Genomic DNA, 24594 nt, shown 5'->3' with positions numbered 1-24594 from the left:
GGCGGCATGACGCTGGCGTCCGAACGGCACGAACTCATCCTCGCCGCGGTACGGCAGCGCGGCACCGTGCGCCTGACCGACCTTGTCGCACGCCTCGGGGTGACCGCGGTGACCGTCCGGCGCGACGTGACGATCCTCGCCGACCGTGGCCTGGTGCTGCGTGTGCACGGCGGGATCACCCTGCCTCACCGCGTCCCTCCGGCCGAGCAGCGGGCCGCCGCCACCTCCTCCCCCTTCGGCCGCCTGCCCGGTCAGGCCCTGGTGGGCATGGTGGTCCCCACCGTCGAGTTCTACTGGCCGCCCGTCATCCAGGGAGCCCAATCAGCGGTGGCCGCCGCGGGCGGAAGGCTCGCACTGCGCGCGTCCGCGTACGACGCCGCCGAAGACCGGCGCCAGGTCGCGGCGCTCCTCGACCGCGGGGTACGCACCCTGCTCATCGCACCCACCAACACCGGAGATGCCGGCCTGGATCTGGTCCGCTGGCTCGGCGGCCTCAACATCCCGGTCATGCTGGTCGAACGTCTTCCGCCACCGGCTCTGCCCACACTGCCGCTCGACGCGGCGACCACCGCCCACAGTCTGGGAGCGGGGCTGGCCGTGCGGCACCTCGTCACGCTCGGCCACCGCCGGATCGCCTTCATCACCGCTCGCTTCAGCCCCACGACCCGTGCCCTGCTCGAAGGCTGGCGGGAGACCACCTCCGATCTCGACCTCCCCAGCGGTGAGAACCTCGAATTCGATCTACCCCCCTATGGCTCCCCCGGCTGGGCCGCCGCCTACGACGCGGTATTGGAACGCTGCCACGACGCAGGAGTCACGGCCCTGTTCGTGCACTCCGACCGCGAGGCCATCGGCCTCACGGAGCGCGCCCGCGACCGAGGGCTCACCGTCCCCGACGACCTGGCGGTCGTCTCCTACGACGACGAAGTCGCCGCCGCATCCGATCCCCCACTGACCGCGGTCCGCCCACCGAAGCACCGACTCGGTGCCGTCGCGGCGGAATTGGCCCTGGCACGCATGGCCGACCCGACCGACCGCCCCGTACACCGCGTCCAACTGTGGCCCACACTGATCGTCCGCGCTTCGTGCGGGGGTGCCGAGAGTACTTCGCCGCCGGCTGATTGGTGACGGGGCTTCGGTGCGGGGCAATGGCGGCTGGTGGCTCCGCACCGGCCGGCCGGCCGCCATGCGATCCGTGCCGGTCCAGTACTCGGCCGACCGGATATTTCCTTGCGGCACGCGGCTCGGGTCGCCTCCTTATCGGCGAAAGTCCCAATGCTTCAGACTGCCGGTGTCTCGCGGCTGAACTCGAAGCTCGCTGAGCCATTCGTGATGGGTGCAGTGCCAGTGCGAGTCTGGACCGCACTCCGAAGGGGAATCGGACTGCTCCTCGACACACACGGGCATTTCTCCGTCATCCACCCGGCCATCGACGCAGGGTCGGGTGGCGAAGACCGCCGGCGCCACAAGAAACCGCAGCACCGACCCAATACCGGAACTTCAGCCTTGAGCGCGATCACGACTGCTGATCGGCCCGCGGTGTCGGGCCCCGTCGAAACAGTCGACCGACGCCCAGTTCATCCGGAGCTCCAGCCGCTTCGTTGGGCGATAACAAGCCCGGCCGTGGCCCTACCACCGAGGTCGCGCGTCCCCGGATGCCCCGGGCCACTCAGCGAAACTCGCCGCCCACCGGCGCAACATACGTGAACAATCAGGTAAGTGCGGCACCATACCGTCATGACGACTGCCCGGATCCCAACATCAGCCTGCGGCCCCCGGCGAGACGCCGCGCACGCCCCGCCGCCGGAAGAACTGCGCCGAGAAGACAGATGCGTCGCCACCATGCCCGGCGGTTGGTTCGACGTGACTCGCCGCTGTTGCTGGTGCAGCTCATGGGCGACCGTTTCGGCACTGCGCACGGACTGGAACTGCACCGAATGCGGCGCCTGGCACGGGCCGACGGAATGCCTCACCGCGGAAGGACTGCCGCTCGAAGGGCTGACCAATCGGGGGTGGGGTGACCTCGTAGGGGCCCGGATGCTCGGTCTCGGGCAGTATCCGGGCGACCATGAGCGAAGACAAACCATGAGCGCCGCCCCGGTAACCGCGCCAAGGAAGACTTAGGCACGTTCCACCAGGGCGCATCGGCGGGATCGGACTTGGCCCGGTCAGCACTGCTGACCACCGCTCACAGGACCGGTCTGGGGGAAGCGTTCGGCCTTAGCGGGTAGCGCTGCCCTGCAAAGTTCGACGGCATCCGTATGCGGAGAGGCCCGACAGGGTTCCTGTCGGGCCTCTCCGCACGTCATGCGCGAGATCTGTGGAGGTGCGTCAGCGCTTCCGTATCCGGTGAATCACCCAGACGACGCAAACACCGACGGCAAGACCTCCCAGGGCCCATGGAATGCTTGGCTTGCCACCATTCTCGTCCCAGCCGATGGCAGAAAATGCCCAGGTGATGAAAAGAACTGCGATGGGGGCCCAACGTCGTGTGCGGATACGTCGGTAACCTGCACCTTCCTGCGGCATTCCCTCCCCTTTCCTGGCGCTTACGTCGTCTTGTTGAACTTCAGCTTGCAGTATTTGTTAGTACACTTGGGCTTCCAGTGTACCTTGCCCTTTCCGCCGGCCACCGGACCGATGAAGCTGCTGCTGTAGTACGTCCCCGAGATTTCGAAATCTTCAGCATAGCTACAGACCGGGAGCTTTCCCATCAGGCAGGTCTGGGCCTTGCCGGTAGCTTTCCACTCGACGACCGTCTTGCTTTTTCCGGACTGGTAGGGCCCGTTGAGCTTCACCTCCCAGCCGGTCAACTTGGCGGGCGCCGTCGTCGAGTCCTCGCCCCAGGCCCGACTGTCGGTGATGTCGCCCTTCCCGTTCTCGCAGATCTGAATGCGCATCTTCACGTGCCCAAGTCGCATGGACACTTTCGCCTCGGACGGGTAATAGGCCTGCGAAAAGGTTCGGCAGCCGCCACTTGCAGCGGCCGGAGCCGCTGAAGCAAATACCATTCCCCCGGAAAGCGCGCCAAGCGCTAGAGCCCCTGCACCTATACGGCGAGCAGTAGACACAATTCCCCCATATTTTTCTATTCACTGGTCGGGTGAAACTGCGCCGATAATAGGCACAGGATTCTACGTGGATCAAACCGAATGACGCTCACCATATTTCAAGCATTGCTCTTTAAGTCAGACAAAGGGTGATATCTCTCATTGGGTGAAGCCGGCAAGACCGGTCCGAGCGAGGGCCACCGGCCGTCTGGAACTGCCGTCTGGCCGGACGGAGAAAGGTGACAGGAGCCTGCTGGAGCCCTGGGGGCCGCTGCACTGTGACAGGTGGCGGGCTCTCTGGCAGGTGATCAACGGAGGACTCCACCGGATCAGGCCGGGTGGGCCGGAAGCATGACCTCCGCCTGCGGGCTCCGCGTAGGGCGAGGATGGCCCCGATACGCTGCAGGCCGTGACCAACTCAAATGCGAGCCTTGACGGTGCCGATGTTGCGATAGCTGCGGCGTGTGCCGGCGCTGAGGCCGTGCGCTCAAGGTACGGGCAGCGGCTCACCCGTATTGAAAAGGGCGCCGGGGACTTCGCCACTGATGCCGATGTCGCGGCTGAGGAGGCGATTCTCGGCGTCATCCGTGCCGCACGGCCTGACGATGCGGTGCACGGCGAGGAGGGTGGGCAGCAGGGCGCGGCCGGCGCGGCACGACAGTGGTTGGTGGACCCCTTGTGCGGCACGCTCAACTATGCGGTCGGCAACATGCTGGTTGCCGTCAACGTGGCGCTGCGCAACGGTCCGGCCGCAGTGGCCGATCCGTTCAGCGGCGAGGTCTTTTTCACCGACGGTGCGACCGCTCGGGTGCGGCGCAACGGGATCGACACGGAGCTGGCGCCGACCGCTGCCAGCCGGTTGGTGGATGTGAACCTCGATCCGCCCTTTCCGAGCGCACCGGAATTCCGCGCTGTGGACCTGCTCGCTCACCCTGAGTTCATCCAACGGTTCCGCCCGCGAGTTGTCTCCACGACGCTGGCGCTGGCGTGGGTCGCGGCCGGCAAGCGCGCCGCATATGTCACCGACGGCGGCGACCTGACCGAGAGCGTGCACTTCGCCGCCGGCATCGCCCTGTGCAAGGCCGCCGGCTGTGTCGTCACCGGTGTCGACGGAGCTCCGATCGGGCACGCAGGCCGCGGGCTTGTAGTGGCCGCGGACGCCGAGACTCACGAACTGCTGTTGTCGATGACCAGCGGTCGGGGCTAGGCACTTTCGCTGTCGCGATCACCATGACCGCAAGCATCCCCACCGTCCCCTCCCTGGCTCTCCTCGGCCTGCTCGTACCGGGGTCGTCGGCCTCGGCGTCGCGCCGACCGTCATCGTGCCGACGCTGTACGAACGGCTGCCAGTGGTCCGTAACAAGGTCATCAGGTGACGCGGAGTCGACCCGGCCCTCGTCGAGCCGCCGAGGGCACAGGGATGTCACGTTCGCCCAGCTGCTCAGGGGCGAACTGCCCCTCGCCCGGCCGCCAATCCACACCGGTGTCCGGGTGTCGACCCAGATGCTGATGGGCATCACGGCTGTCGCGGCCTTTGCCTCAGGGCCCGGACTTGGCAACCAGATCTTCCGCGGGATCTCCCGCCTGGGCAGTGCGAACACGCTCCACGAAGTACAGTCGGGGACGCTCGGAATCGTCGTCCCAGCCCTGCCGTTCGACACCGGGTACGTGCTGATCGGACGGCTCACCATCTCACGGGGGATCCGTGGCTGACTCTGCCGAAATAGTCGAACCGACCTCCCCGTCGTCCGGCGCAGCGGGCCCCGGAGGATCCGCCCGATCCGCCTGGGGCCTGGTGTCCTCCGGGATCACCCACCAGCGTCTGCCGGATCTGGTGCCTGACTCCGTACTGACGGTCACCAGGGCGCTGATCATGGACCGGTTGGGGACGCTCACCGAGTTACTGCTACGCCCACGCAGCCTGGAGGTGGACTGATGCGCCTGACCCGGATATGGACGGCCGTCGCGGGCGCGGGCGCCCTGCTGCTCGCCGCCGCGGGGCTGAGCGGCTGCGGACTGACCAGCGGCAGCCCGCTGGCCGACTCGGTGCAGCCCGGCTCCATCGGGAAGGGGCGACCGCTGGATGGCGCCCAACTGACCGTGACTTCAAAGGAGTTCACCGAGCAGATCATCCTGGGCCAGATCATGGGCCTGGTCTTCAAAGCGGCCGGCGCGGAAGTCCTGGACCGGACGAACATCCAGGGCTCGATCGGTGCCCGCGAGGCGGTCAAGTCCGGTGCGGCGGACGGGATGTACGAGTACACCGGCACGGCCTGGATCACCTACCTCGGTCACGCCAAGCCGGTCGTCGACCCGTACGAGCAGTGGGAGGCCGTACGCAAGGAGGACCGCCGCAACGGCATCACCTGGCTGCCCGCCGCCCCGCTCAACAACACCTACGCGCTGGTCGCGAACCAGGCGAATGCGCAGAAGTACCGGCTGCGCACACTCTCCGACGTGGCACGTCTGACGAAGAAAGACCCGGGCGCGGCGACGATCTGCGGCGGAAGCGAGTTCTCGTTGCGCGAGGACGGCCTGCCGGGCGTGGCGAAGACGTACGGATTCGCCCTCCGGCGCGGGAACTTCAAAAAGATGGACGACGGTGTCGTCTACACCCAGGTCGCCGAGGGCACGGCCTGCACCCTCGGCGTCGCGGCCACCACCGACGGCCGCATCCCCGAACTCAAGCTGAAGGTGCTGGAGGACGACCGGCACTTCTTCCCCAACTACAACGCGGCACCCGAGATGAACAGCGCCACCATGAAGAAGTACCCCGCCATCGCCGACCTCCTCACCCCGATCACCAAGCGGCTGACGGGGGCGGAGGCCCAGCGGCTGAACGCGCGGGTGGACGTGGACGGAGAGGACCCGCACGAGGTGGCGAAGGACTGGCTGGTGCGAGAGGGCTTCATCCGGGAAGGCTGACAGACGGATCCGCACGAGCTTCCGTCGAGCAGGAGGAGAGCATCCTGACTGATGGCCCACGTCTGGGCCAGTGATCCACAGGAAATGACCTAGCCCTTCCCCGGATCCCGCTGCGCCGCTTACGGAAAGCACAGATGGGAGACCGCACACGGGGACACGTGGCCGTCGCCATGAGGGGCCTTCGCGTCGGCTTGGCGGGTCAGTCCTCCAGAGCTGCAGCGATGTGGTCGAGGTCGGCGAGGAGCGCTGCGACGCGCTGGGGCGGAATCGCTTCGACCATGCGCTGTTCGACTGCGTAGACGGCGGCCTGGACCGCGGCGAGACGCGCGTGGCCCTCTTCGGTGAGGCGGGCGGGCCGGGCCCGGCCGTGGTCGGCCGTGGCAGGGCGGGTGAGCAGTCCCGCGTCCTGCAGGCCCCTCAGGACGACGTTCCCGGACTGTCGGGTGACGAAGGTTGCGCGGGCGAGGTCGGCGTTCGACATGCCGGGGTGCAGGGCCAGCAGTTCGAGCGTCGCGTACTGCGGCACGGTCAGCCCGTGCTGGCGCAGAACCTTGTCCATGGCGCCGCGCAGGGCGGCCTGGGCACGTTTGAGCAGATACCCCATGTGGCGGGTGACGTCGTCCGCGGGACGGAACGGCTCCGTCGGCACACTCTCGTTCATGTCAGTATTTTGACATAGCCGAATCCGGCGCCCTAACCTCCCTCATGTCAAAGTCCTGACATTGAAGAGTGAGGGAAACCCATGTCATTCGCCATCGACGGTCCCGACTTCGTCGCCCTGCAGGTCCACGACCTCGAAGCCGCGGCGGCATTCTGCGAACAGCACCTGGGGCTGCGCCGGGCCGAGGTTTCGCCTCCGCACGCGGTCGTGTTCGACACCAAGCCGATCCCGTTCGCCGTCCGCGCGTTCCTGCCGGGTGTCAACCTCGCCGACGCCCCACGGCCGGGCCTCGGCGTGGTGCTCTGGTTCCGAACTCCGGACGCTCAACAGCTCCACGACCAGCTCGTCGCCGCCGACATCACGATCCTCACGCCGATGACGGACAGCCCCTTCGGGCCGATGTTCTCCTTCGAGGGCCCGGAGGGATACACACTCACCGCACACGGAGGCTGATCGAAGCCAGCGCCCTTCCAACTGAACGCTCAGGCACAGACGGGGGATTGAGTGGTCTCCGTTGGGCGCCCACGACCCCCCGATCACTGCGGGCGTGCAGCCTTTGAACAGCGGTCTCTAGGCCGATAGCGCTGCCCGGTTCAGGCGGGCAACCGGTGGGGGTGGGCGGTCTGCAGGCTGGTGGCACGCTCCATCCAGCTGTTGCAACGATGGTTCCATCGCCCGCCGAAGGGCCGCGCATTCAACGGCGGCGCCGCTGGGGATCGCACCTCTCGCAGAGCCTGCGCGCTGGGCTCCGCGTGTTCCCCAACGGCTACCTCGACGTGCCTCCGCGGCCTTCGCGCCGCTCTACCTTCCCCGGCCTCCGTGACAGTACCGGCAGCCCTTCGGCCAGTCGCAGAACCGGCCCCAGGACTGCCGGGAAACCATCCACGGCCGACTCCCCCGGCAGCCGGGTCACGCAGCCGGGGGTGCCGTGGAGCCCCTTCATGCGGGGCTACGATGCCCGCGTTGGCTACTCAGTTCCTGCCGGGGACAGGCCCCTTCAGTGGGCGAAGCCCCAGTCGAGCATCTTGGTGGCGTCGTCGAAGCGGCCCTGGTCGTCCTTGAGGATCGCGCCCACCAGGGTGCGGTTGTCCCGCTGGGCGGCGAAGACGAGGGCGTAGCCGGCCTCCGGGCCGCTGCCCGTCTTGATGCCCAGGGCACCGTCGTAGCTGCTCAGCAGTTTGTTGGTGTTGTCCCAGGTGTAGTACCGGATGTGGCCGTTGGCCGCCGGCGCCTCGGCCTTGAACTGAGTCTTCTTCACGACGTCGGCGAACACCGGCTGCAGCATGGCGCGCTGACCGAGCTTGGCCAGGTCGCGGGCGGTGCCGCGGTTGTTGCCGTGCGAGATGCCATCGAAGCTGTCGAAGTGCGTGCCGCTCAAGCCCAGTTGCTGCGCCTCGGCGTTCATCTGGTTCACGAAGTCGGCGATCCGCGCGTCCGCGGTGTCCCCGGAGCCGAAGTTGTCGGCCAGGGCCATCGCGGCGTCGTCGCCGGACGGGATCAGCATGGCATGCAGCAGCTGCTCGACGGTCAGCGTGTCGCCGGTCTGGAGGTCGGCGGTGCTGCCGCCGACCTCCTGGACGTAGTCCCGGTACTCCTGCTTCACCGTGATCTTCCGGTTCAGCCACTCCGGGTGCTTGAGCACCACGATGGCCGTCATGATCTTGGTGGTGCTGGCCATCGACACACTCTCGTCCGCCTTGGCCCCGCCCCACAGCTCCCGCTCCTGGGTGCCGTCGCGGGCATCCAGCAGGAAGGCATGGTCGGCGTTGATCTGGGGAGCAGCCTGATCCTGCGCATCTGCGGCACCGGTCTTGACGGCGTGCTGTGGTGCCTGGGAGGACTGGAACTGCTGCTGGGCTTCCTGGTTCTGATCGGCCGTCGTGGTGGCCTTGCTGCTCTGCTGGTCGTTCTCGTCCGCGGAGTGCGTGGCGCCGGGGGTGGCCGCCTGGGCCAGACCTCCGGCGGTGATCGGCAGGGCCGCACCGACAAGTGCGACCATCGCGATCCGGACTCCGGTGCGGTGTATCCGGTTGGGGCGGGCATGGGAACCCATGGGGGCGTCCTCCTCCGGCGAAGGGACGCCGGTGCGTAGTAGAAACTCGGTTCACGGTGAACCTACTTGTACGGGGACAACGACCGTCAAGCGGGCTATGTCATAGCCACGTAACGGGGCTCACCTCTGTGGATGTGTTGTGCAGGTGACAGGTGGGTTCCGTGAGGTCGCTCGCGCGCAGCGTCCGGTCGGCTTCCCTGGGTTACGGGTTTGCTGCCCGAACAGCAAGCCCTGGCACCGGCTGCCAACTCCGACGTGTCCGGCCTGTTTTGTCGGTCCGGTGATCCAAATCGCCCGCGCGTGCCCGCTGTCCGATCGGTGGGTCCCGGCCGGCCTCCCCCTGCGCAACTTGCACCTCCGGCAGAGCACGCCGCGCGAAGCCATAACGATCACCGGCACCCGACGGCGATGCCTCCGCGTCCTCCAACCACCCACCGATTCACGCTAGTTGACGTAGTCGCGGACGTTTTGCGCCGCCCGGCTCCAATCTGCTGGACCTGTGGCTTGCCCTGCACCCGATTTCCTCATTCCTCTGGTTCGCGGCGGTCGCGGGCGACCACTATTTCGCGCTTGAGGATCTTGCCGGTGGTCCCCTTGGGCAGGGCGTCGGTCAAGGTGACGATCCGCGGATACTTGTAGGGGGCCACACGTTCCCTGACGTGATCTCGTAGTTCAGCCGCGTTGGTGTGGGCACCCTTCCGCAGGGCGACTACGGCCGCGACTTCCTCCCCGTGCACTTCGTCGGGTACGCCGACGACCGCCGCTTCGAGAACCGCGGGGTGTTCGTACAGCACCTCCTCGATCTCTCGCGGGTAGACGTTGTATCCACCGCGGATGATGACGTCCTTCTTCCGGTCGACGATGAAGAGGTAGCCGTCATCGTCGGCGCGCGCGAGGTCCCCGCTGTGAAACCAGCCCTCCCGGATGGCTTCCGCGGTCGCTGACGGGCGGTTCCAGTAGCCCTTCATCACGTTCTCGCCGCGGATCACGATCTCACCGATATCGCCGGGGGCCACGGGGGTTCCGTCCTCCGCGACGAGGTTCATTTCGACGCCTCGGACGGGAAGGCCGATCGAACCCGGTTTGCGTGGCCGGTCCGGCGGGTTGAACGCTGCCACCGGCGAGGTCTCCGAGAGTCCGTATCCCTCCAGCACCGGGACGCCGAACCGCTCCTCGAAGGCATACAGCACCTCGGCGGGCAGCGCAGCCCCTCCGGAAACAGCCAGTCGCAACTGCGGGACATCGTTGCCGGGAGACTCCGCCTGGAGCAGTGCCGTGTACATCGTCGGCACCCCCAGGAAGACGGTGGCCCCGTCCCTGCGCATGATCTCCAACGCTCTGGCGGGGTCGAACCTCGGCAGCAACGTCAGGGTGGCACCGGCGGTCACGGAGGCGTTCAGGGCGCACGTCTGGCCGAAGGCGTGGAACAGCGGCAACCCGCCGAACAGGACGTCGTCCGGACCGACGCGGACCAGCGTCTCGATCACGGTGGCGGCGTTCGTCGCAAGGTTGCGGTGAGTCAGCTCGGCGCCCTTCGGGCTCCCGGTCGTACCCGAGGTGTAGAGGATCACCGCGGTGTCGTCGCCCCTCCGCTCGACGACCCCCGCCATGGGGTCGGTGGTGCCCACTGCGGCCTCGAAGAACGTCGAGTCCGTGACCAGGCACTGTGCCCCCACCTCGGCTGCGGCCCGTTCGGCTTGGCCGTCAGGCTGCGGGAAGGCCAGTACGAGCCCGGCACCGGAGTCCCTCAAGGCGTGGGCGATCTCCCGCGCCTTCCAGAGCGGATTCATGGGAACCACCACGCCGCCGGCCCGGAGTATGCCGAAGTAGGCGGTCGGGAAGTGCGTGACGTTGGGCATCACCAGCGCGACCCTGTCGCCGGGCGCGACTCCCCTCGTGTGCAGCAGCGCCGCGATGCGCGCGGCGGCCTTGTCCAGTTGGGCAAAGGTCAGGGCGGAATCGTCCTGGCGTACGGCGGTCCGATGAGCGCCGGCGCGAGCCGATTCGACAAGCGCCTGGGCGAAATTGGTCATGGTCTGCGTGTCCTCTTCGATCAGTCGTCAAGGTGATCACCAAGTTCGACCGCCGGAATTCGGGAGGCCATGCCTGGCGACCACGTCGCGAGGAGCGATTCCGCCGCGCCCCGTGTCGCGAGTGTTGCCGTACATGTCTCCCCAGAATTCCCGCGGCAGCTCGCGCCCTTCCCGCAGGGTCAGCCACAGGCGTAGCAGATGCCTCTTCCGCTCCGGCTCGGCGAAATCCTCGTAGTCCGTACGGGAATGGAAAACCGTGTGATTGTTGATGAGCAGCAGATCACCCTCCTCGAAATCGACGTCAAGACGGAGGCCGGGTGATCCGGAAATATCGTCCATCAGGTCGAAGAGCTCGATGTCTGCCGTTTCCAGCCGGGGTACGCGGGGGAATCGCTGCGCCGATTCGAGATAGCAGCGGTGGTAGCGCACGCTCAGCTTCTCGCCGTGCCAGCAGGCGAGCGGCACGGAGTGAAACGGGCTCTCGCCGGGAGCCTGCTCCTCACGCCGGTCGAGGAAGTGCGTCCGATACAGCCGTTCGACCAGGTCCGGGCGCCGTGCCAGTATCGCGTTGTAGACCGCACCCGAACTGGCGACGGAGATGCGCGCACCGGAGCGGGCCGCTCGCAAGCACATCAGTCCGAGCACATCCGACCCGCTCGTGTGGAACGGCAGCATTTCCCTTGTCTGGTAACCGCGTGTGGCAGGGTCACCCATGATTCGGCCCGTATCCCGGACGTGGCCGAGCATGTGGCCTGACGAGTTCTGCGATACCGGAGTTCCGAGGTACTGGCACAGGGCCCAGAAAACGAGGCCGGCTGCCGACTCGCTGTAGCGTTCGGAAGGTATGCGCTTGATGAGCGCGACTCCCGTGCCGTTCTCCAGTACGTCGGCGATGCGCCGTAGCTCACGGGCCAGCGTCGGCAGCGGGAAGTCTGCGGCGGTCACCTTGAGCAGCGGTACACCCCGATTATGCACGGCCCGTAGTGCTCGTTCGATTTCACCGACATGGGCCGGCGAAAGATGTTGGACCCAATCTCGCGAGGATGCCAGATCCGACATTCCCCATACGGCTCGACCCCTGCAGGGCCGTCGCAGGATATTGGCATGGCGAACCATACGTTCCTCCTCGGTATCCTCCCCCAGCTGGAGTGGAATTCCTTCCTGGCGTCCTCGGGTCTCGCCATTGGCCGGGATGTTTGCCATGGTGTTGCCCGGTGTGGGACGGACCCTGCACGGACACAGCAGCGCAGGTGGGCAACCCGTCGCGGTGGTGCAACGCTAGGACACACGCACGCTCCATACGTGACGTGACGTGACAGGCGGCTTACCGCTTGGGGACAGAGTCAGGGAGTGCCATGAAGCCCCTCGTTCGCAACGCAGCGCTGACCGGCTACGTGGAACTCAGCCGTGCGCTCGGGCTCGACCCAGGTGCCCTGATGAAACGCGTGGGGCTGGACCCGGTGGGCCTCGCGGTCCAGGACCGGTGGATCTCCGGTCCCGCGGTGACCGAGCTGCTGGAGCTCTCGGCCGCCGCATCACGGCACGAGGACTTCGGCCTGCTGCTGGCCGAGCGCCGCCGCATATCGAGCCTCGGCCCCCTCAGCCTGGTCATACGCGAGGAGCCGAATCTCCGCAGCGCCCTCGAACTGCTCATCGGCTACGAGCACATGTACAACGAGATGCTGAGCATCCGGCTCTCCGTGGCGAACGATCTGGCCACCATCAAGACGGCTCTTGATCCCGGTGGGACCATGGCGGTTCGCCAGGCCACCGAGCTGGCGGTGGGAGCAACCCATCAGCTGCTGCAGCTTTTCCTCGGCAGCCGCCGGCAGCCGCTGTGCGTGTCCTTCGTCCACTCCGCTCCGACGGACCTCCGTACGCATCGGCGCGTCTTCGGCCCCGTCGTCGAGTTCGACCAGGAATTCAACGGGATCGTGCTGTGCGCAAGCGATCTGAACACCGTCAACCCGATGTCGGATCCACAGCTGCACACCTACGCACGGAGCTATTTCGCGTCGGTCTCGGAATCACGTGACACAACTGTGCTGAACCGTGTCCGCGAGCTGATCGAGGTCCTTCTGCCCACCGGGCGTTGCTCCATCGGCCAGGTGGCACGGAGTCTCGGCGTCGACCGGAGAACGGTCCACCGGCACCTGGCGGACTCGGGCGAGACGTTCTCGTCGCTGGTCAATGCGACGCGCACCCAGCTCGCGGAGCAACTGGTGCCCAACCCGCACCGCTCGCTGACGGATGTCTCACAGCTGCTGGGCTTCTCCGCGCCCAGCGCCTTCTCCCGCTGGTTCCGGGAACGATTCGGCTGCAGCCCGAGGGCGTGGCGCATCCAGCAGAGCAGCGCACAGCCCTCCGCCCGGCGATGAATCACGCCCGCTCGCGAGCGGGCCGGATCCCCTCGGTAAGCGGCATGTCCCCAGCAGGTAAGTCACGCGTCCCGCAGGGCAAAGCACCGGTCCCTGCCCGGACGTAACGTCGAAGCATCGCTGGAGGGAACGCAGGCCGCACGAGGAAGAGCGGGGATCCCGCTCGCGGCCACACCGTTCCTCCCGGAGCCGGCTGGTCTCGCACCGAGCCATGCGAGGGCACCGGAGCCCCGTCTCCACGCCCTCGCTGCGCTCCGCCACTCTCCCATTCCCACGCCGGGCAAGTGGCAGCGCCGCGAGCGGTCTCCCACCATCACGAGACGGAGTTGAACGAGTGATGAGCGACAGCAAGACCGTCCCCACCCCGGTCGTGGAACGGATGCGCGAGCACGACGCCTGGAACCCGCTGTGGGACGAGTTGTACGACTGGGACCCGGCCTGGACGGAGCAGTTCATGGCGACGGCCATGCAGCCGTGGCTGAGCGGAGTGCTGGAGCCGAAGTTCGTCGAGCTGCTCGCCATCGCCGTGGACGCGTCCGCCACGCACATGTACGCACCCGGAGTTCGCCGGCACATCCGGACGGCGCTGCGACTGGGCGCCACGCGTGCGGAGATCCTCGAAGTCCTCAAGCTGACGACGCTGGTGGGAATCCACGCCTGCAACGTGGGCGTACCGATCCTCGCCGAGGAAATCGACTCGCGCCAACAGCGCGGCGACGGCGGCTGATTCCCGCGCGGGCGGGCTCGTCGGACGGCCCCGTCCACCGACCCGCTCCCACCCCATCCCCACACACATTCCCTTGCAAGGAGGCACGACATGCATTTCCTCGACGACTCTCTGTACCCGGAGAACCAGGAGAAGCTGGTCATCCAGGCCGCGCCCTACGGGCCGGAGTGGCTGCCGGGCGACGCCGACGACCTTCCGCTCACCATGGACGAGCACGTCCAGGCGGCCGTCGACTGCTACAACGCCGGGGCCACCGTGCTCCACATCCATGTGCGTGAGCTGGACGGTCACGGGTCCAAGCGCATGTCCATGTTCAACGAGCTGATGTCCCGGCTGCGGGAGGCCGTGCCCGACATGGTCCTGCAGATCGGCGGTTCGATCTCGTTCGCCCCCGAGGAGGAGGGGGCCGACGCCAAGTGGCTGAGCTACGACACCCGCCACATGCTGGCGGAGATCACGCCCCGGCCCGACCAGGTGACCATCGCGATCGGCTCCAGCCAGATGAACATCGTCGAGCTCTTCGACGACGAGGACATCGAGGGCACCTCGATCGCCAAGCCCGCGACCTACGAGGCGTACCGCGACATGGTCGTCGACGCCACGCCGGACTTCTACCTGGAACACCTCAAGCGACTGCGCGCCAAGAACATCCAGCCCCACTTCCAACTCGCCCACACCGCACAGCTGGAGACCGTGGAGCGGATGATCCGCAAGGGCGTCTACAGCGGCCCCCTCGTGCTCAACTACGTGGCGATCGGCGGTGGTTTCGCGGGCCGGCACCCCGCCGATCTGGTCGAGTTCATTCGCCGCGTCCCCGACGGCGCCGTCCTGACCATCGAGGCGTCCATGCGCGCGGTGGCCCCGATGAACGCGGTCGGTATCGCGCTGGGTGCGCACGTCCGCGTGGGCAACGAGGACAACCTGTGGCGTCACAAGGGTCAGCGGATGAGCTCCGTCGAGCAGATCGAGCAGATGGTCCAGCTCGCCCGCGTACTCGGCCGCGACATCGCGACCGGTCCCGAGGCCAAGGAGATCTACCGGGTCGGCGAATGGTACGCGGACACCGACGAGACCCTGGCCCGTCTCGGCATGGGCCCGAACCGCCTCCCCGGCCAGCGCGGTTTCCTGCTGGGCGCCCGCGAACGCTGATCCGACAGAGACGGCGGCTGTCGCGAGGGCCGGGTCCGTCCCGCACACGCGCCCGGGACCGCCCGCGGCAGCCGCCCGCACACGAGCACTACGGAGCAACTTGTGGCACATGCCGTTCGTTTCCATGAGACCGGGGGTCCCGACGTCCTGCGGTGGGAGAAGGTCACCGTGGGCCGTCCCGGCCCTGGCGAGGTCCGTATCCGGCACGTCGCGGTCGGACTCAATTTCGCCGACACCTACTTCCGTACCGGCCTCTACCCGGCCCGGCTGCCGGACGGGCTCGGCGTCGAGGCCTCCGGCGTCATCGAGGCCATCGGGGAAGGCGTGAGTCACGTCTCCGAGGGCGACCGCGTGACCTACACGGGCAGCCCGCTCGGGGCGTACAGCACGGAACGGGTCATGCCCGCCGACTCGCTGATCAAGCTACCGGAAGAGATCAGCTGCGAGACCGCCGCCGCCATGACGATGCGCGGCCTGACCTCCGCCTATCTCCTGCGCCGGATCCACCCGCTGAAGGCCGGGGACACCGTCCTGCTCCACGCCGCGGCGGGCGGCGTCGGCCTGATCGTCTCCCAGTGGGCCGAGCTGAACGGCATCACCGTGATCGGCACGGTCTCCACCGAGGAGAAAGCCGAGATCGCCCGCGCCCACGGCTGCAGCCACATCATCTACTACCGGCGGGAAGACGTGGCCGCGAGAGTACGCGAGCTCACCGACGGAGCCGGTGTCCCCGTCGTCTTCGACAGCGTCGGCAAGGACACCGTCGCCGGGTCCATGGCCTCGCTACGGCGCCGCGGGCTCCTGGTGTGCTTCGGTACGGCCTCCGGCGTCCCACCACTGGATGCCATGCAACTCGCCATCCACGGCTCGCTGTTCGTGACCCGCCCCGCACTGGCCGACTACATCTCCGATCCCGAGGAGCGCGACAGCCTGGCCGGCGAACTCTTCGACCACGTCGCCTCCGCCCGCATCAGCATCGAGATCAACCAGCGCTACGCCCTCCAGGACGCGCCACAGGCCCATCGCGACCTGGAGGCCGCCCGGACAACGGGCTCTTCCGTCTTCGTCGTCTGACACCTGCGCACCGGCCGCAGCACGTCGTTCAAGGAGTGAGCACCATGCCGCATGCCATCCGACCGAGGCAGAGCGCGCCCACCACGGGCGCAAGGGGCCGTCGCAGCTCCCTCCAGGTCGAGCCCCTCACCTGCACCATCGGCGCCGAACTCTCCGGAGTGAGCCTGGCCGACGCCGCGCGGGACGAGGAACTGTTCGCCGAGATCAGGGAGCTGCTGCTGCAGTACAAGGTCCTCTTCCTGCGGGACCAGGACATCACGGGCGGCGAGCACGTGGCCTTCGCCTCACGCTTCGGATCCCTGGAGGACCACCCGGTTCTGGGCAGCGACCCCGAACACCCGGGGCTGGTCCGCATCTACAAGGACCTCAACAGCAAGCCCGAGCACTACGAGAACGCACTGCACTGTGACGCCACCTGGCGCGAGTGCCCGCCCATGGGCTCCGTACTGCGCTGCGTGGAGACGCCCGAGGTCGGCGGCGACACCATCTGGGTCAACATGGCCGAGGCATACCGCCGGCTGCCCGAACACATCAAGGCGCAGATCGCGGATCTGCGCGCACGGCACAGCATCGAGTCGACCTTCGGCGCGGTCATGCCCATGGAACAGCGTCACCAGCTCAAGGCCCGCTATCCGGACCCCGAGCACCCGGTGGTGCGCACCCACCCGGAAACGGGCGAGCAGATCCTCTTCGTCAACAGCTTCACCACGCACCTCGTCAACTTCCACACCCCCGACAACGTGCGGTTCGGTCAGGACCACGCCCCAGGCGCCGCCAACCTGCTGAACTACCTGATCAGCCAGGCGGCCGTCCCGGAGTACCAGGTGCGCTGGCGCTGGCGGAAGAACAGCGTGGCGATCTGGGACAACCGCTGTACCCAGCACTACGCGGTGCAGGACTACTGGCCCGCGGTCCGCAAGATGGAGCGCGCCGGAATCGTCGGTGACCAACCCTTCTGACGTTCCCGAGACGAGAGAGGTGACACCGATGGCGCTGCACACCGCCGGTGCGACCGGCCCGGAGGCATCCCGGACCGGACCTGCTGTCTCCCGCGGCTATGCGTGGCTGGTCTTCGCGCTCAGTTTCGGGCTCCTGCTGTCCGACTACATGTCGCGGCAGGTCCTCAATGCCGTCTTCCCCATGCTCAAGGCCGAATGGCTGCTCTCCGACGGCCAGTTGGGCTCCCTCAGCGGAATCGTGGCCCTGATGGTCGGCGTACTGACCTTTCCGCTGTCACTGGCCGCGGACCGGTGGGGAAGGGTCCGGTGTCTGGTCGCCGCCGCCACGGTGTGGAGTCTGGCGACCCTGGCCTGCGCCGTCTCGGCCGGTTACGGCGAGATGTTCGCAGCCAGGTTCGTCGTGGGCGTCGGTGAGGCGGCATACGGCAGCGTCGGCATCGCCGTGGTCGTCAGCGTCTTTCCGGTCAGCCTGCGGGCCACGCTCTCCGGCGCGTTCATCGGGGGCGGGGCGTTCGGGTCGGTGCTGGGCGTGTCGGTCGGCGGTGTGGTGGCCGGGCACCTGGGCTGGCGCTGGGCGTTCGGCGTGATGGGGATCTTCGGGCTGGTCCTGGCCCTGCTCTACGGCCTGGTGGTCACGGAGAAACGGCTGAGGAGGCAGCGGGGGGAAGCGACGGCCGACACCCGCGACCGGCCCCGCGCGCGTACTCCGCTCCGTCCACTGCTGCCCCGGCTGTTCTCCTCGGTGTCCGTGAACTGCGCCTACGTCGGCAGCGGGCTGCAGATGTTCATCGCGATGGCGCTGCTCGCCTGGATGCCGAGTTTCCTCAACCGCTACTACGCCATGTCCCCTTCGAAGGCCGGACTGATGGCCGGGGTCTTCGCGCTGATCACCGGGGTCGGGATGATCGGCGGGGGCATGCTGGCGGACCGTCTCGGCCGGCGTGTCGCGGCCCGCAAGTGGACGGTGTCGATCGTCTGCAGCGTCGGCTCACTGGTGCTGCTGATGAGTGGGTTCCAACTGCCCGCCGGCCCGCTGCAGCTCGGGTTGATAGGCGTCGGGAGTCTGCTGTGCAACGCGACGGCCGGGCCGACCGCCGCCATGGTGGCGAACCTGACCCCCGCCGCCCTCTCGGCGACGGCCTTCGCCACTCTCACCCTGGCCAACAGCCTGCTCGGGCTCGCACCGGGCCCTGCCGTCACGGGCATGCTCGCCGATCGTATGGGCCTGCTCGACGCCCTGCAGATCGTCCCTCTCGTCGCCATTGCCGGCGGTGCGGCCTTCGCCGTCGGCAAGCGCTTCTACGAACACGACCGGCGCCGCCTGGGCCTCCTGCCCGAGCCGGTCCACTGACCCGGAGTCCCCACCATGACCCGCACCCCGCCTCCGACCTGCGTGATCGTCCCCGGAATGCGGGATCACGTCCCGGAGCACTGGCAGACCGTCCTCGCCCACCAGCTCCCGGATTCCCGTACCGTGCCGCCGCTCACCGAGGACAGACTGAGCCGCGACGCGCAGGTCTCGGCCCTCGACGACGTCCTCGCGGAAGTGTCGGGGCCGGTCGTTCTGGTTGCCCACAGCGCCGGCGTGATGACCACCGTGCACTGGGCCCAACGGCACCGGCGTCGCATTCAGGGCGCGTTGCTGGCCGCCCCGCCGGACTTCGAGAGGCCGCTGCCCGAGGGCTACCCGACCATTACGACGCTGCGCGAGAACGGCTGGACGCCGACCCCGCGCAAGCCCCTGCCCTTCCCGAGCATCGTGACGGCGAGCAGCAACGACCCGCTGGGGAGCCGTGACCGTGTCGCCCGCCTCGCGCGGGCCTGGGGCAGCCGCCTCGTTGACCTCGGTGCCGTCGGCCACCTCAACCCGGCCTCCGGGTACGGCGAATGGCCGCGAGCGGCGGCGCTGATCCGCGAGTTCGGCTGAGCGGGCCACCGACTTCGGCCACCACGCCGCGCCCTCCTGCTCGCTCCGGGCAGGAGGGGCGTCCTTCCCCTGCAACCTCCCCTGGAGACCCGATGAGTACGCCCACCGATCTGCTGTGGTCGCCGTCCCCCGCAACGACCGGCAACGCCAACGTCACGGCCTTCATGCGCTGGTTGGAACAGGAACGCGGGCTCTCCTTCGCGGACTACCCGGAACTGTGGCGATGGAGTTCCACGGACGTATCAGCGTTCTGGTCCGCTGTATGGGAGTTCTACGGGCTCGACGAAGTCAGCGACTACGACGAGGTGCTGCCGGACCGGTCCATGCCCGGAGCTTCCTGGTTTCCGGGAGCGCGCATGAACTTCTCGCAGCGGTGCTTCGCCCAGGCCACCGACGTGCGCCCGGCTCTGATCAGCATGTCCGAGGGTGGCATACCCGTGGAGACCACCTGGGAGGAACTGCGTCACGACGTCGCCGCGCTCGCCGCCGCCCTACGAGACATGGGGGTCGGCCCCGGCGACCGCGTGGCGGGATACCTCACCAACACGCCCCACGCCGTGATCGGTTTGTTGGCCTCCGCCGCCGTCGGCGCGGTATGGACGGTGTGCTCCCCGGACTTCGGCACTCCCAGCGTCCTCGGGCGACTTCGGCAGGCTGAGCCCACCGTGTTGATCGCCACTGACGGCTACCCCTACGGAGGCAAGGAGTTCGACCGGAGGAGGGAAGTGGCCGAGATCGTGGAGGGTTTGCCCACGCTCCGGCATCTGATCACCGTCGACCAGCTGCGCGCGTCGCCGTCCCCTCCCCCGTGGCCGCTTACGCCGGGTGTCGAACAGCACGCGTGGGCGGCACTCCTCACCGAGCATGTCCCCCTGACGTTCGCCGACGTTCCCTTCGACCACCCACTGTGGATCCTGTGGTCGTCCGGCACAACGGGCATGCCGAAGGGCATTGTCCACAGTCACGGCGGCATCGTCGTCGAGCTGCTCAAGGCCCTCGGGCTCGGCGCCGACCTGCGCGGCGAGGACCGCTACTTCTTCCACACCTCGACGAGTTGGATGGTGTGGAACTTCATGGTCGGCGGTCTGCTGCACGGGGCGACGATCGTCCTCTACGACGGCAGCCCGACCTGGCCGGACGTCAACGGTGTCTGGGCCGTGGCCGGGCAGACCGGGGCGACCATGGTCGGTGTGGGCGCGGCGTACCTGATGGCGGCGGAGAAGGCGGACGCGTACCCGGCCACGGAACTGGACCTGAGCGCTGTGCGGTCGGTCCTGCAGACGGGTTCGTCGCTTCCCGCAAGCGCCTGGCGCTGGGTCCAGGACCGTCTTCCCGGAGACGTATGGCTGCAGTCCATCTGCGGAGGAACCGATATCTGCTCGGTGCTTGCCGGAGGTTCTCCGCTGCTCCCTGTCCGCGTGGGCCGCATTCAGGCTCCCGCGCTCGGTGTCGCTCTCGCCGCGTGGGATACCGGGGGCCGGCCCGTGACCGGTGAGCAAGGAGAGCTAGTGGTGACAACTCCGTTGCCGTCGATGCCGCTGCGTTTCGTCAGCGACCCGGACGACGAGCGCTACCGGGCCAGCTACTTCGATGTCTATCCGGGTGTCTGGCGCCATGGCGACTGGGTGACGGTCGACTCCGACCTCTCCATTGTGGTGGCGGGACGTTCGGACTCCACGCTCAACCGGATGGGCGTGCGCATGGGATCCGCCGATATCTACGAGATCGTCGAAGGTATGACGCAGATCGCGGACAGCCTCGTCATCGGAGCGGAAATGCCCGACGGCCAGTACTTCATGCCCCTGTTCGTCGTCCTCTCCGAAGGCGCCACCCTCGACGAAAGGACCCGGCAGAGCATCAACACGTCGATCAGGCAGCAACTCTCACCCCGCCACGTGCCCGACACCATCGTGCAGATAGCCGGGGTCCCGCGCACCCTGACCGGGAAGAAACTGGAAGTGCCCGTCAAGCGACTGCTCCAAGGAGCCGACCTCACCGACATCGCTGCCGAAGGTGCCACGACGCACCCCGAGATGCTCAGGTGGTTCGCGGACTTCGCCACCGGTCTGTCAACGAGGCCGAAGCCGGACCAGGACGGCGGTCACTGACGGGGCTGTCCGAGCACGGTGTAGCCCGCACACAGCCCGGCCCCGGCGACCGGCATGGGCGCACAGCGCCTAAATCCCGGCACCAGGAAGGGAGATGGAGCGGAACATTTCGTCGCCGAGCTCATCCCGGATCAGAGTGTCGATCTTGTTGGCCTGCGGAACATGAACAAAAGGCCGCCATGGATAGATGCGGTCGTTGATCCATGGAGTCTTCCAGTCGGTCGTAGAGGTGAAGAAGTTCTGGGTAAACTTCGCTGCGCGGGATGCCGGAAACTCATCCTCGACCTCCAGGCATCCACTCACGCATACATCGACATACGACTGCACGATGGGGAACTCCCGGCTGACGTATCGACGCGACGTGCTTCCGAAGTACCAGAAGATTCCGGGTGGTGGAGCCGATCTGCCGTCCAGCATGGTGATGTCACCCGCGGGGATGCGGGTCAGCTTGTATCCCTGCTCCCTCTCGGCAAATGCCTTCAATTCGCCGTGCGACACCTGGAAGATCACACCGTTGCAGGTGGAGCCGCGGTCCGGAAAGGCTCCCAAATAGGTGGGCCCCCAGCTGACCGTGTCAACCCGGTCGTACCAGCCACGCGTAACACCCTTGACGGAGACCGGGAAAGCCCTTCCGGCTTTCGGCCAGGTCTCCTCTCGGGATTTCCTTTGAATCAAGGATCCATATCCGAACACATACTGACCGCTGGTATCGGCTTCCCTTGCTTCGGCTCTCGCCGAGCCCTGCCGAGTGGTGCAACCCGTGGCTGTCGCACCGAGGCCCCAGATCGCGATACCCCCGATACCCCCGAGTATCCGACGTCGTCCCACTTCGGCCGAGCATGTCATGGCCCTCATGGTTCCGGCATGGCAGCGGGGTGTCGAGAACGACGCGCAGAGCCTTCGGGTCATCGTCCACACGGCTGGGTCAGTGCGGATCCGAGCACCTGACCTGCTCCGCGGTCGGGCAAGCTCACGCCCCATTCGTCGCCTCAGCCGGCCGCGGCGGGCTTCGTTGCGGAGCGGCCGCCGGGTGGACGGTCCCCCGATCGCGGGCGGCCCGGTTCCGCCGCGCCACACGTACGCCGTGTGACGATCCCTGGATGGCGTGCCCGGCCGAGGCGACCGCGGGAGGAGTGGGCTGGTGTCGACGGGAGTCGGTGGGGTGTGGACGCCACTCGCGGTGCCGGTCTTCCGTCGGCACTTCGCCGCCCGGCTGCTGAGTTGGTCGGGAACGGCGATCGCGCCGATTGCTCTCGCCTTCGCGGTGCTGCGACTTCCCGGTGGGAGCGGCGCGGGGCTCGGTTCGGTTCTCGCCTGTGGGATGGCCCCGCAGCTGGTGCTTCTGCTGATCGGGGGCGCGAGCGCCGACCGGTGGCCGCGGTTGCGGGTGATAGCGGTGGCCAACACCGCGTCGTCGGCCGCGCAGGCCACCGCGGCGATTCTGCTGTGGACACATACGGCACAGGTCTGGCATCTGGCGGCGCTGTCCGCAGTGTGCGGTGCGGCGGCCGCGTTCTTCACCCCGGCGTGCTCCGCGGTGCTCACCGACCTGGTGCCGGAGCAGGTCCGGCCGGCGGCCAACGCCCTGCTGCGACTGGGGCAGAACATCGTGAAGGTCGGTGGCCCGGCGGTCGGTGCCGTGCTGGTCGCACTCGTGGGGTCGGCCTGGGTCATCGCCTGGGACGCGCTGTCGTTCGCTTGTGCCGCCGCGTTGTTCGCGAGCCTGCCGCAGCCGGCTCACCCGGCACCGCCATCGGGCCGGTTTCGTCATGATCTGCGGGAAGGCTGGCAGGACTTCCGCTCCAGGCGCTGGCTGGTCGCGATCACGACGCAGGGCGCGCTGATCGTCCCGGTGTGGCTGGCCGGCTACCAGCTGCTGGGGCCGGTGTACGGACACCAGGTGCTGGGCGGGCCGGCGGCGTGGGGGATGGTGACCTCCGGATTCGCTTTGGGACTGGTCGCCGGCTCCGGGGTCGCGCTGTGGTGGCGGCCCGTCAGATCCGGGGTCACGGTCTGCGCGGCCATGGTGCCGATAGCGGCCCCGCTGGCAGTGATGGCCGCAGATGGACGGACGGCCGGGCTGACCGTGGCCGCCGCCGCGGCGGGGGCTGCGAGCGCGGTGTCGATAACGGTATGGACGGGGGTGCTCCAGGAGCGGGTGCCCGGTGCCCGGCTCAGCCGTGCGGTCTCCTACGCGGCACTCGGCCAGTCGGTCACCGTTCCCCTCGGTTACCTCGCCGCCGCCCCTGCGGCACAGCTGTTCGGTTTGGAGGGCGCGTTGGGTGCCGGAGCGGCGCTCATCGCCGTGCTTGCCGTGCTTCCGCTGGCGCTCCCCGAAGTGCGTGGGCTGCGCGGCGCGGTCACTTCGCAGTGCTGAGCGGCGGTTCTGGCTGCTCGTCGGCCGCGAGGGCGGCGGGCTGCCAGGCCGGGACCAGGTGGCCGCGGACGAGTGCGTCCACGTCGTCGGCCTGTTCCTTTGTGAGGTAGTCGCGGTACCCGCCGACCACACCGCGCCGGGTCTTGTACGATTCCACGTCGCCCGGGTCGGAGGGGCGCAATTTCTCCGAGCGGAATACGTCGTCGCGTTCCATCGCCCGCATGGCGCCGAAGTGGGCGAACGCCACCGCTGTCTCCACCGCGGCGGGGTCCACGGCTTGTGTCAGACCGCAGAAGCGCATGATGCGGCCGAGTTCGCCGGGGGTGTCGGCGGTCAGCCGTTCGTAGGAGGAGAGCAGGAACGCGGCCGGCACATGCTGCTGGGCGTGCCAGATGTTCCAGAACTCCAGGCAGGTGCGCACGCTGCCCACCTCCTCGGTCAGGAAGTCGCCGAGCGTACCGTTGTAGGAGTCTCCTTCCCGCCGGGTGCGCTGGAAGTAGTGGGAGACGGCTACGTCGCGGATGTCCCGCAGCAGCAGGACGACTCTGCGGTCGCGGTAGAAATCCTTGTCAGCCGATAACTGCGCGGGGGCGCGCAAGGCCACCCGGTCGTCGTGCCAGAAAACGATCCGGGGAACTGTGGAATCGACCGCGCTGAAATGCGTGAGGTCCAGGTCCCTGCACACCTCCATCGGAATGCCGTGGGCCGCCGAGATCGCGCGGGCCAGCAGCAGCCGAAGCCAGGTCCGGCCGCACTTGGGGAACGAGAGGATGTAGACGTCGCCTTCGGCATCGACCGCGCGAACGGCGTTCGATGCGGCGGTCTTTGCGTTGTCATGAGCCACAGCCGGTCATTGTCTCCGGCTCTCCGAGGGATGACAACAGCGCCTTCGCGGCAGGCCGGGAGAGAAAACACCTGGGCGCTTCCGGCCCTTCCGACGCTCCCGGCCACGCTTTCTCGGCCCTTGAGACAGCAAGTGGAGCGATCAAGCCTGCTTTCCCCCGCAGAACGTTGACGCTCGGTCATATGCACTGCGCATGACGCGCCCCAGGCATAAACTCTCATCACACAGGAAACACGCGAAGGCGTTTACCGGACGAATTTCGACGCTTTCCGGAAACCTGCCGAGAATTTCCCGCTCCGTTGATCAAGGCTTCATCTCGCCGGGTGGCC

General features: G+C 67.7%; 21 protein-coding genes and 1 pseudogene. 15 read left to right on the top strand and 7 right to left on the bottom strand.

The genetic code is table 11. The features are described from left to right. Positions 1–6: 6 nt before the first annotated feature. The gene (locus QOM21_RS36260; protein WP_407555345.1) at positions 7–1128 is read left to right on the top strand and encodes a substrate-binding domain-containing protein; all 1122 of its coding nucleotides are present in this window, start codon (positions 7–9) and stop codon (positions 1126–1128) included. A 1421-nt stretch (positions 1129–2549) separates the two neighbouring features. Here the strand turns inward: QOM21_RS36260 and QOM21_RS36255 are convergent. Next, the gene (locus QOM21_RS36255) at positions 2550–2906 is read right to left on the bottom strand and encodes a hypothetical protein (protein WP_407555344.1); all 357 of its coding nucleotides are present in this window, start codon (positions 2904–2906) and stop codon (positions 2550–2552) included. Between the two features lie 553 nt (positions 2907–3459). Here QOM21_RS36255 and QOM21_RS36250 point away from each other — a divergent pair. The 4 genes and pseudogenes from QOM21_RS36250 to QOM21_RS36235 all read left to right on the top strand — a co-directional run bounded on the left by QOM21_RS36250 (position 3460) and on the right by QOM21_RS36235 (position 5975). Continuing rightward, complete coding sequence (locus QOM21_RS36250) at positions 3460–4257, top strand: inositol monophosphatase family protein (RefSeq protein ID WP_407555343.1); 798 nt, start codon at positions 3460–3462, stop codon at positions 4255–4257. A gap of 8 nt (positions 4258–4265) precedes the next feature. Continuing rightward, positions 4266–4763 (top strand): annotated as a pseudogene (locus tag QOM21_RS36245) (ABC transporter permease); the annotation flags it as partial. Beyond that, a complete protein-coding gene (locus QOM21_RS36240) occupies positions 4756–4986 on the top strand; it encodes a hypothetical protein (protein WP_407555342.1) in 231 nt (76 codons plus the stop codon). The pseudogene QOM21_RS36245 and the gene QOM21_RS36240, both read left to right, overlap by 8 nt. Then, complete coding sequence (locus QOM21_RS36235) at positions 4986–5975, top strand: glycine betaine ABC transporter substrate-binding protein (RefSeq protein ID WP_407555341.1); 990 nt, start codon at positions 4986–4988, stop codon at positions 5973–5975. The genes QOM21_RS36240 and QOM21_RS36235 overlap by 1 nt, the downstream gene beginning before the upstream one ends. A 199-nt stretch (positions 5976–6174) precedes the next feature. Here the strand turns inward: QOM21_RS36235 and QOM21_RS36230 are convergent, their stop codons facing one another. Continuing rightward, entirely contained in the window at positions 6175–6636 is a 462-nt protein-coding gene (locus QOM21_RS36230) for a MarR family winged helix-turn-helix transcriptional regulator (RefSeq protein WP_407555340.1), read from the bottom strand. 81 nt (positions 6637–6717) lie between these two features. Between QOM21_RS36230 and QOM21_RS36225 the strand changes: the two genes are divergently transcribed. After that, a complete protein-coding gene (locus QOM21_RS36225; protein WP_407555339.1) occupies positions 6718–7089 on the top strand; it encodes a VOC family protein in 372 nt (123 codons plus the stop codon). 544 nt (positions 7090–7633) lie between these two features. On the opposite strand, the gene QOM21_RS36220 is transcribed toward QOM21_RS36225, so the two are convergent. The 3 genes from QOM21_RS36220 to QOM21_RS36210 all read right to left on the bottom strand — a co-directional run bounded on the left by QOM21_RS36220 (position 7634) and on the right by QOM21_RS36210 (position 11667). Next, on the bottom strand, positions 7634–8689 hold the full coding sequence (locus QOM21_RS36220) for a D-alanyl-D-alanine carboxypeptidase family protein (protein ID WP_407555338.1): 1056 nt from the start codon (positions 8687–8689) through the stop codon (positions 7634–7636). Between the two features lie 524 nt (positions 8690–9213). Then, positions 9214–10722, bottom strand: a complete 1509-nt coding sequence (locus QOM21_RS36215; protein ID WP_407555337.1) for a long-chain-fatty-acid--CoA ligase — start codon at positions 10720–10722, stop codon at positions 9214–9216. Between the two features lie 36 nt (positions 10723–10758). Continuing rightward, positions 10759–11667, bottom strand: a complete 909-nt coding sequence (locus QOM21_RS36210; RefSeq protein ID WP_407555336.1) for a TauD/TfdA family dioxygenase — start codon at positions 11665–11667, stop codon at positions 10759–10761. Between the two features lie 410 nt (positions 11668–12077). Between QOM21_RS36210 and QOM21_RS36205 the strand changes: the two genes are divergently transcribed. The 8 genes from QOM21_RS36205 to QOM21_RS36170 all read left to right on the top strand — a co-directional run bounded on the left by QOM21_RS36205 (position 12078) and on the right by QOM21_RS36170 (position 21044). Then, positions 12078–13100, top strand: coding sequence for an AraC family transcriptional regulator (locus QOM21_RS36205; protein ID WP_407555335.1), 1023 nt, complete (start codon positions 12078–12080; stop codon positions 13098–13100). A 337-nt stretch (positions 13101–13437) separates the two neighbouring features. After that, positions 13438–13827 (top strand): carboxymuconolactone decarboxylase family protein, encoded by a 390-nt coding sequence (locus QOM21_RS36200; protein ID WP_407555334.1) that lies wholly within the window; start codon positions 13438–13440, stop codon positions 13825–13827. 90 nt (positions 13828–13917) lie between these two features. After that, positions 13918–14976, top strand: coding sequence for a 3-keto-5-aminohexanoate cleavage protein (locus tag QOM21_RS36195; RefSeq protein WP_407555333.1), 1059 nt, complete (start codon positions 13918–13920; stop codon positions 14974–14976). 102 nt (positions 14977–15078) lie between these two features. After that, complete coding sequence (locus QOM21_RS36190) at positions 15079–16050, top strand: quinone oxidoreductase family protein (RefSeq protein ID WP_407555332.1); 972 nt, start codon at positions 15079–15081, stop codon at positions 16048–16050. Positions 16051–16094: 44 nt separating this feature from the next. After that, positions 16095–17009 carry a TauD/TfdA dioxygenase family protein gene (locus tag QOM21_RS36185; RefSeq protein ID WP_407555331.1) on the top strand — a complete coding sequence of 305 codons (915 nt, stop codon included), beginning with the start codon at positions 16095–16097 and terminating at the stop codon, positions 17007–17009. Positions 17010–17037: 28 nt separating this feature from the next. Continuing rightward, positions 17038–18360: an MFS transporter gene (locus QOM21_RS36180; protein ID WP_407555330.1), complete on the top strand. Its 1323-nt coding sequence runs from the start codon at positions 17038–17040 to the stop codon at positions 18358–18360. Between the two features lie 15 nt (positions 18361–18375). Then, positions 18376–18936, top strand: coding sequence for an RBBP9/YdeN family alpha/beta hydrolase (locus QOM21_RS36175; RefSeq protein WP_407555329.1), 561 nt, complete (start codon positions 18376–18378; stop codon positions 18934–18936). A gap of 92 nt (positions 18937–19028) precedes the next feature. Next, positions 19029–21044, top strand: a complete 2016-nt coding sequence (locus QOM21_RS36170) for an acetoacetate--CoA ligase (protein WP_407555328.1) — start codon at positions 19029–19031, stop codon at positions 21042–21044. A gap of 69 nt (positions 21045–21113) precedes the next feature. On the opposite strand, the gene QOM21_RS36165 is transcribed toward QOM21_RS36170, so the two are convergent. Beyond that, positions 21114–21719: a hypothetical protein gene (locus QOM21_RS36165; RefSeq protein WP_407555327.1), complete on the bottom strand. Its 606-nt coding sequence runs from the start codon at positions 21717–21719 to the stop codon at positions 21114–21116. A 466-nt stretch (positions 21720–22185) separates the two neighbouring features. Between QOM21_RS36165 and QOM21_RS36160 the strand changes: the two genes are divergently transcribed. Further along, positions 22186–23421, top strand: a complete 1236-nt coding sequence (locus tag QOM21_RS36160; RefSeq protein WP_407555326.1) for an MFS transporter — start codon at positions 22186–22188, stop codon at positions 23419–23421. Here the strand turns inward: QOM21_RS36160 and QOM21_RS36155 are convergent. Then, positions 23405–24265 carry a sulfotransferase domain-containing protein gene (locus QOM21_RS36155; RefSeq protein ID WP_407555325.1) on the bottom strand — a complete coding sequence of 287 codons (861 nt, stop codon included), beginning with the start codon at positions 24263–24265 and terminating at the stop codon, positions 23405–23407. The two genes, QOM21_RS36160 and QOM21_RS36155, sit on opposite strands and share 17 nt — an antisense overlap. Between the last annotated feature and the right edge of the window lie 329 nt (positions 24266–24594).

Origin of the sequence: Streptomyces sp. Pv4-95 (assembly GCF_045782725.1) — a bacterium.
In the GTDB taxonomy this organism is placed as follows: domain Bacteria; phylum Actinomycetota; class Actinomycetes; order Streptomycetales; family Streptomycetaceae; genus Streptomyces.
This window is presented reverse-complemented; position numbering and strand designations above follow the sequence as displayed.

Coding starts and splice junctions, on each gene's coding strand:
- QOM21_RS36260 (WP_407555345.1), top strand. CDS start 7: ATGACGCTGGCGTCCGAACGGCACGAACTCATCCTCGCCGCGGTACGG.
- QOM21_RS36235 (WP_407555341.1), top strand. CDS start 4,986: ATGCGCCTGACCCGGATATGGACGGCCGTCGCGGGCGCGGGCGCCCTG.
- QOM21_RS36230 (WP_407555340.1), bottom strand. CDS start 6,636: ATGAACGAGAGTGTGCCGACGGAGCCGTTCCGTCCCGCGGACGACGTC.
- QOM21_RS36225 (WP_407555339.1), top strand. CDS start 6,718: ATGTCATTCGCCATCGACGGTCCCGACTTCGTCGCCCTGCAGGTCCAC.
- QOM21_RS36220 (WP_407555338.1), bottom strand. CDS start 8,689: ATGGGTTCCCATGCCCGCCCCAACCGGATACACCGCACCGGAGTCCGG.
- QOM21_RS36215 (WP_407555337.1), bottom strand. CDS start 10,722: ATGACCAATTTCGCCCAGGCGCTTGTCGAATCGGCTCGCGCCGGCGCT.
- QOM21_RS36205 (WP_407555335.1), top strand. CDS start 12,078: ATGAAGCCCCTCGTTCGCAACGCAGCGCTGACCGGCTACGTGGAACTC.
- QOM21_RS36200 (WP_407555334.1), top strand. CDS start 13,438: ATGAGCGACAGCAAGACCGTCCCCACCCCGGTCGTGGAACGGATGCGC.
- QOM21_RS36195 (WP_407555333.1), top strand. CDS start 13,918: ATGCATTTCCTCGACGACTCTCTGTACCCGGAGAACCAGGAGAAGCTG.
- QOM21_RS36185 (WP_407555331.1), top strand. CDS start 16,095: ATGCCGCATGCCATCCGACCGAGGCAGAGCGCGCCCACCACGGGCGCA.
- QOM21_RS36180 (WP_407555330.1), top strand. CDS start 17,038: ATGGCGCTGCACACCGCCGGTGCGACCGGCCCGGAGGCATCCCGGACC.
- QOM21_RS36175 (WP_407555329.1), top strand. CDS start 18,376: ATGACCCGCACCCCGCCTCCGACCTGCGTGATCGTCCCCGGAATGCGG.
- QOM21_RS36170 (WP_407555328.1), top strand. CDS start 19,029: ATGAGTACGCCCACCGATCTGCTGTGGTCGCCGTCCCCCGCAACGACC.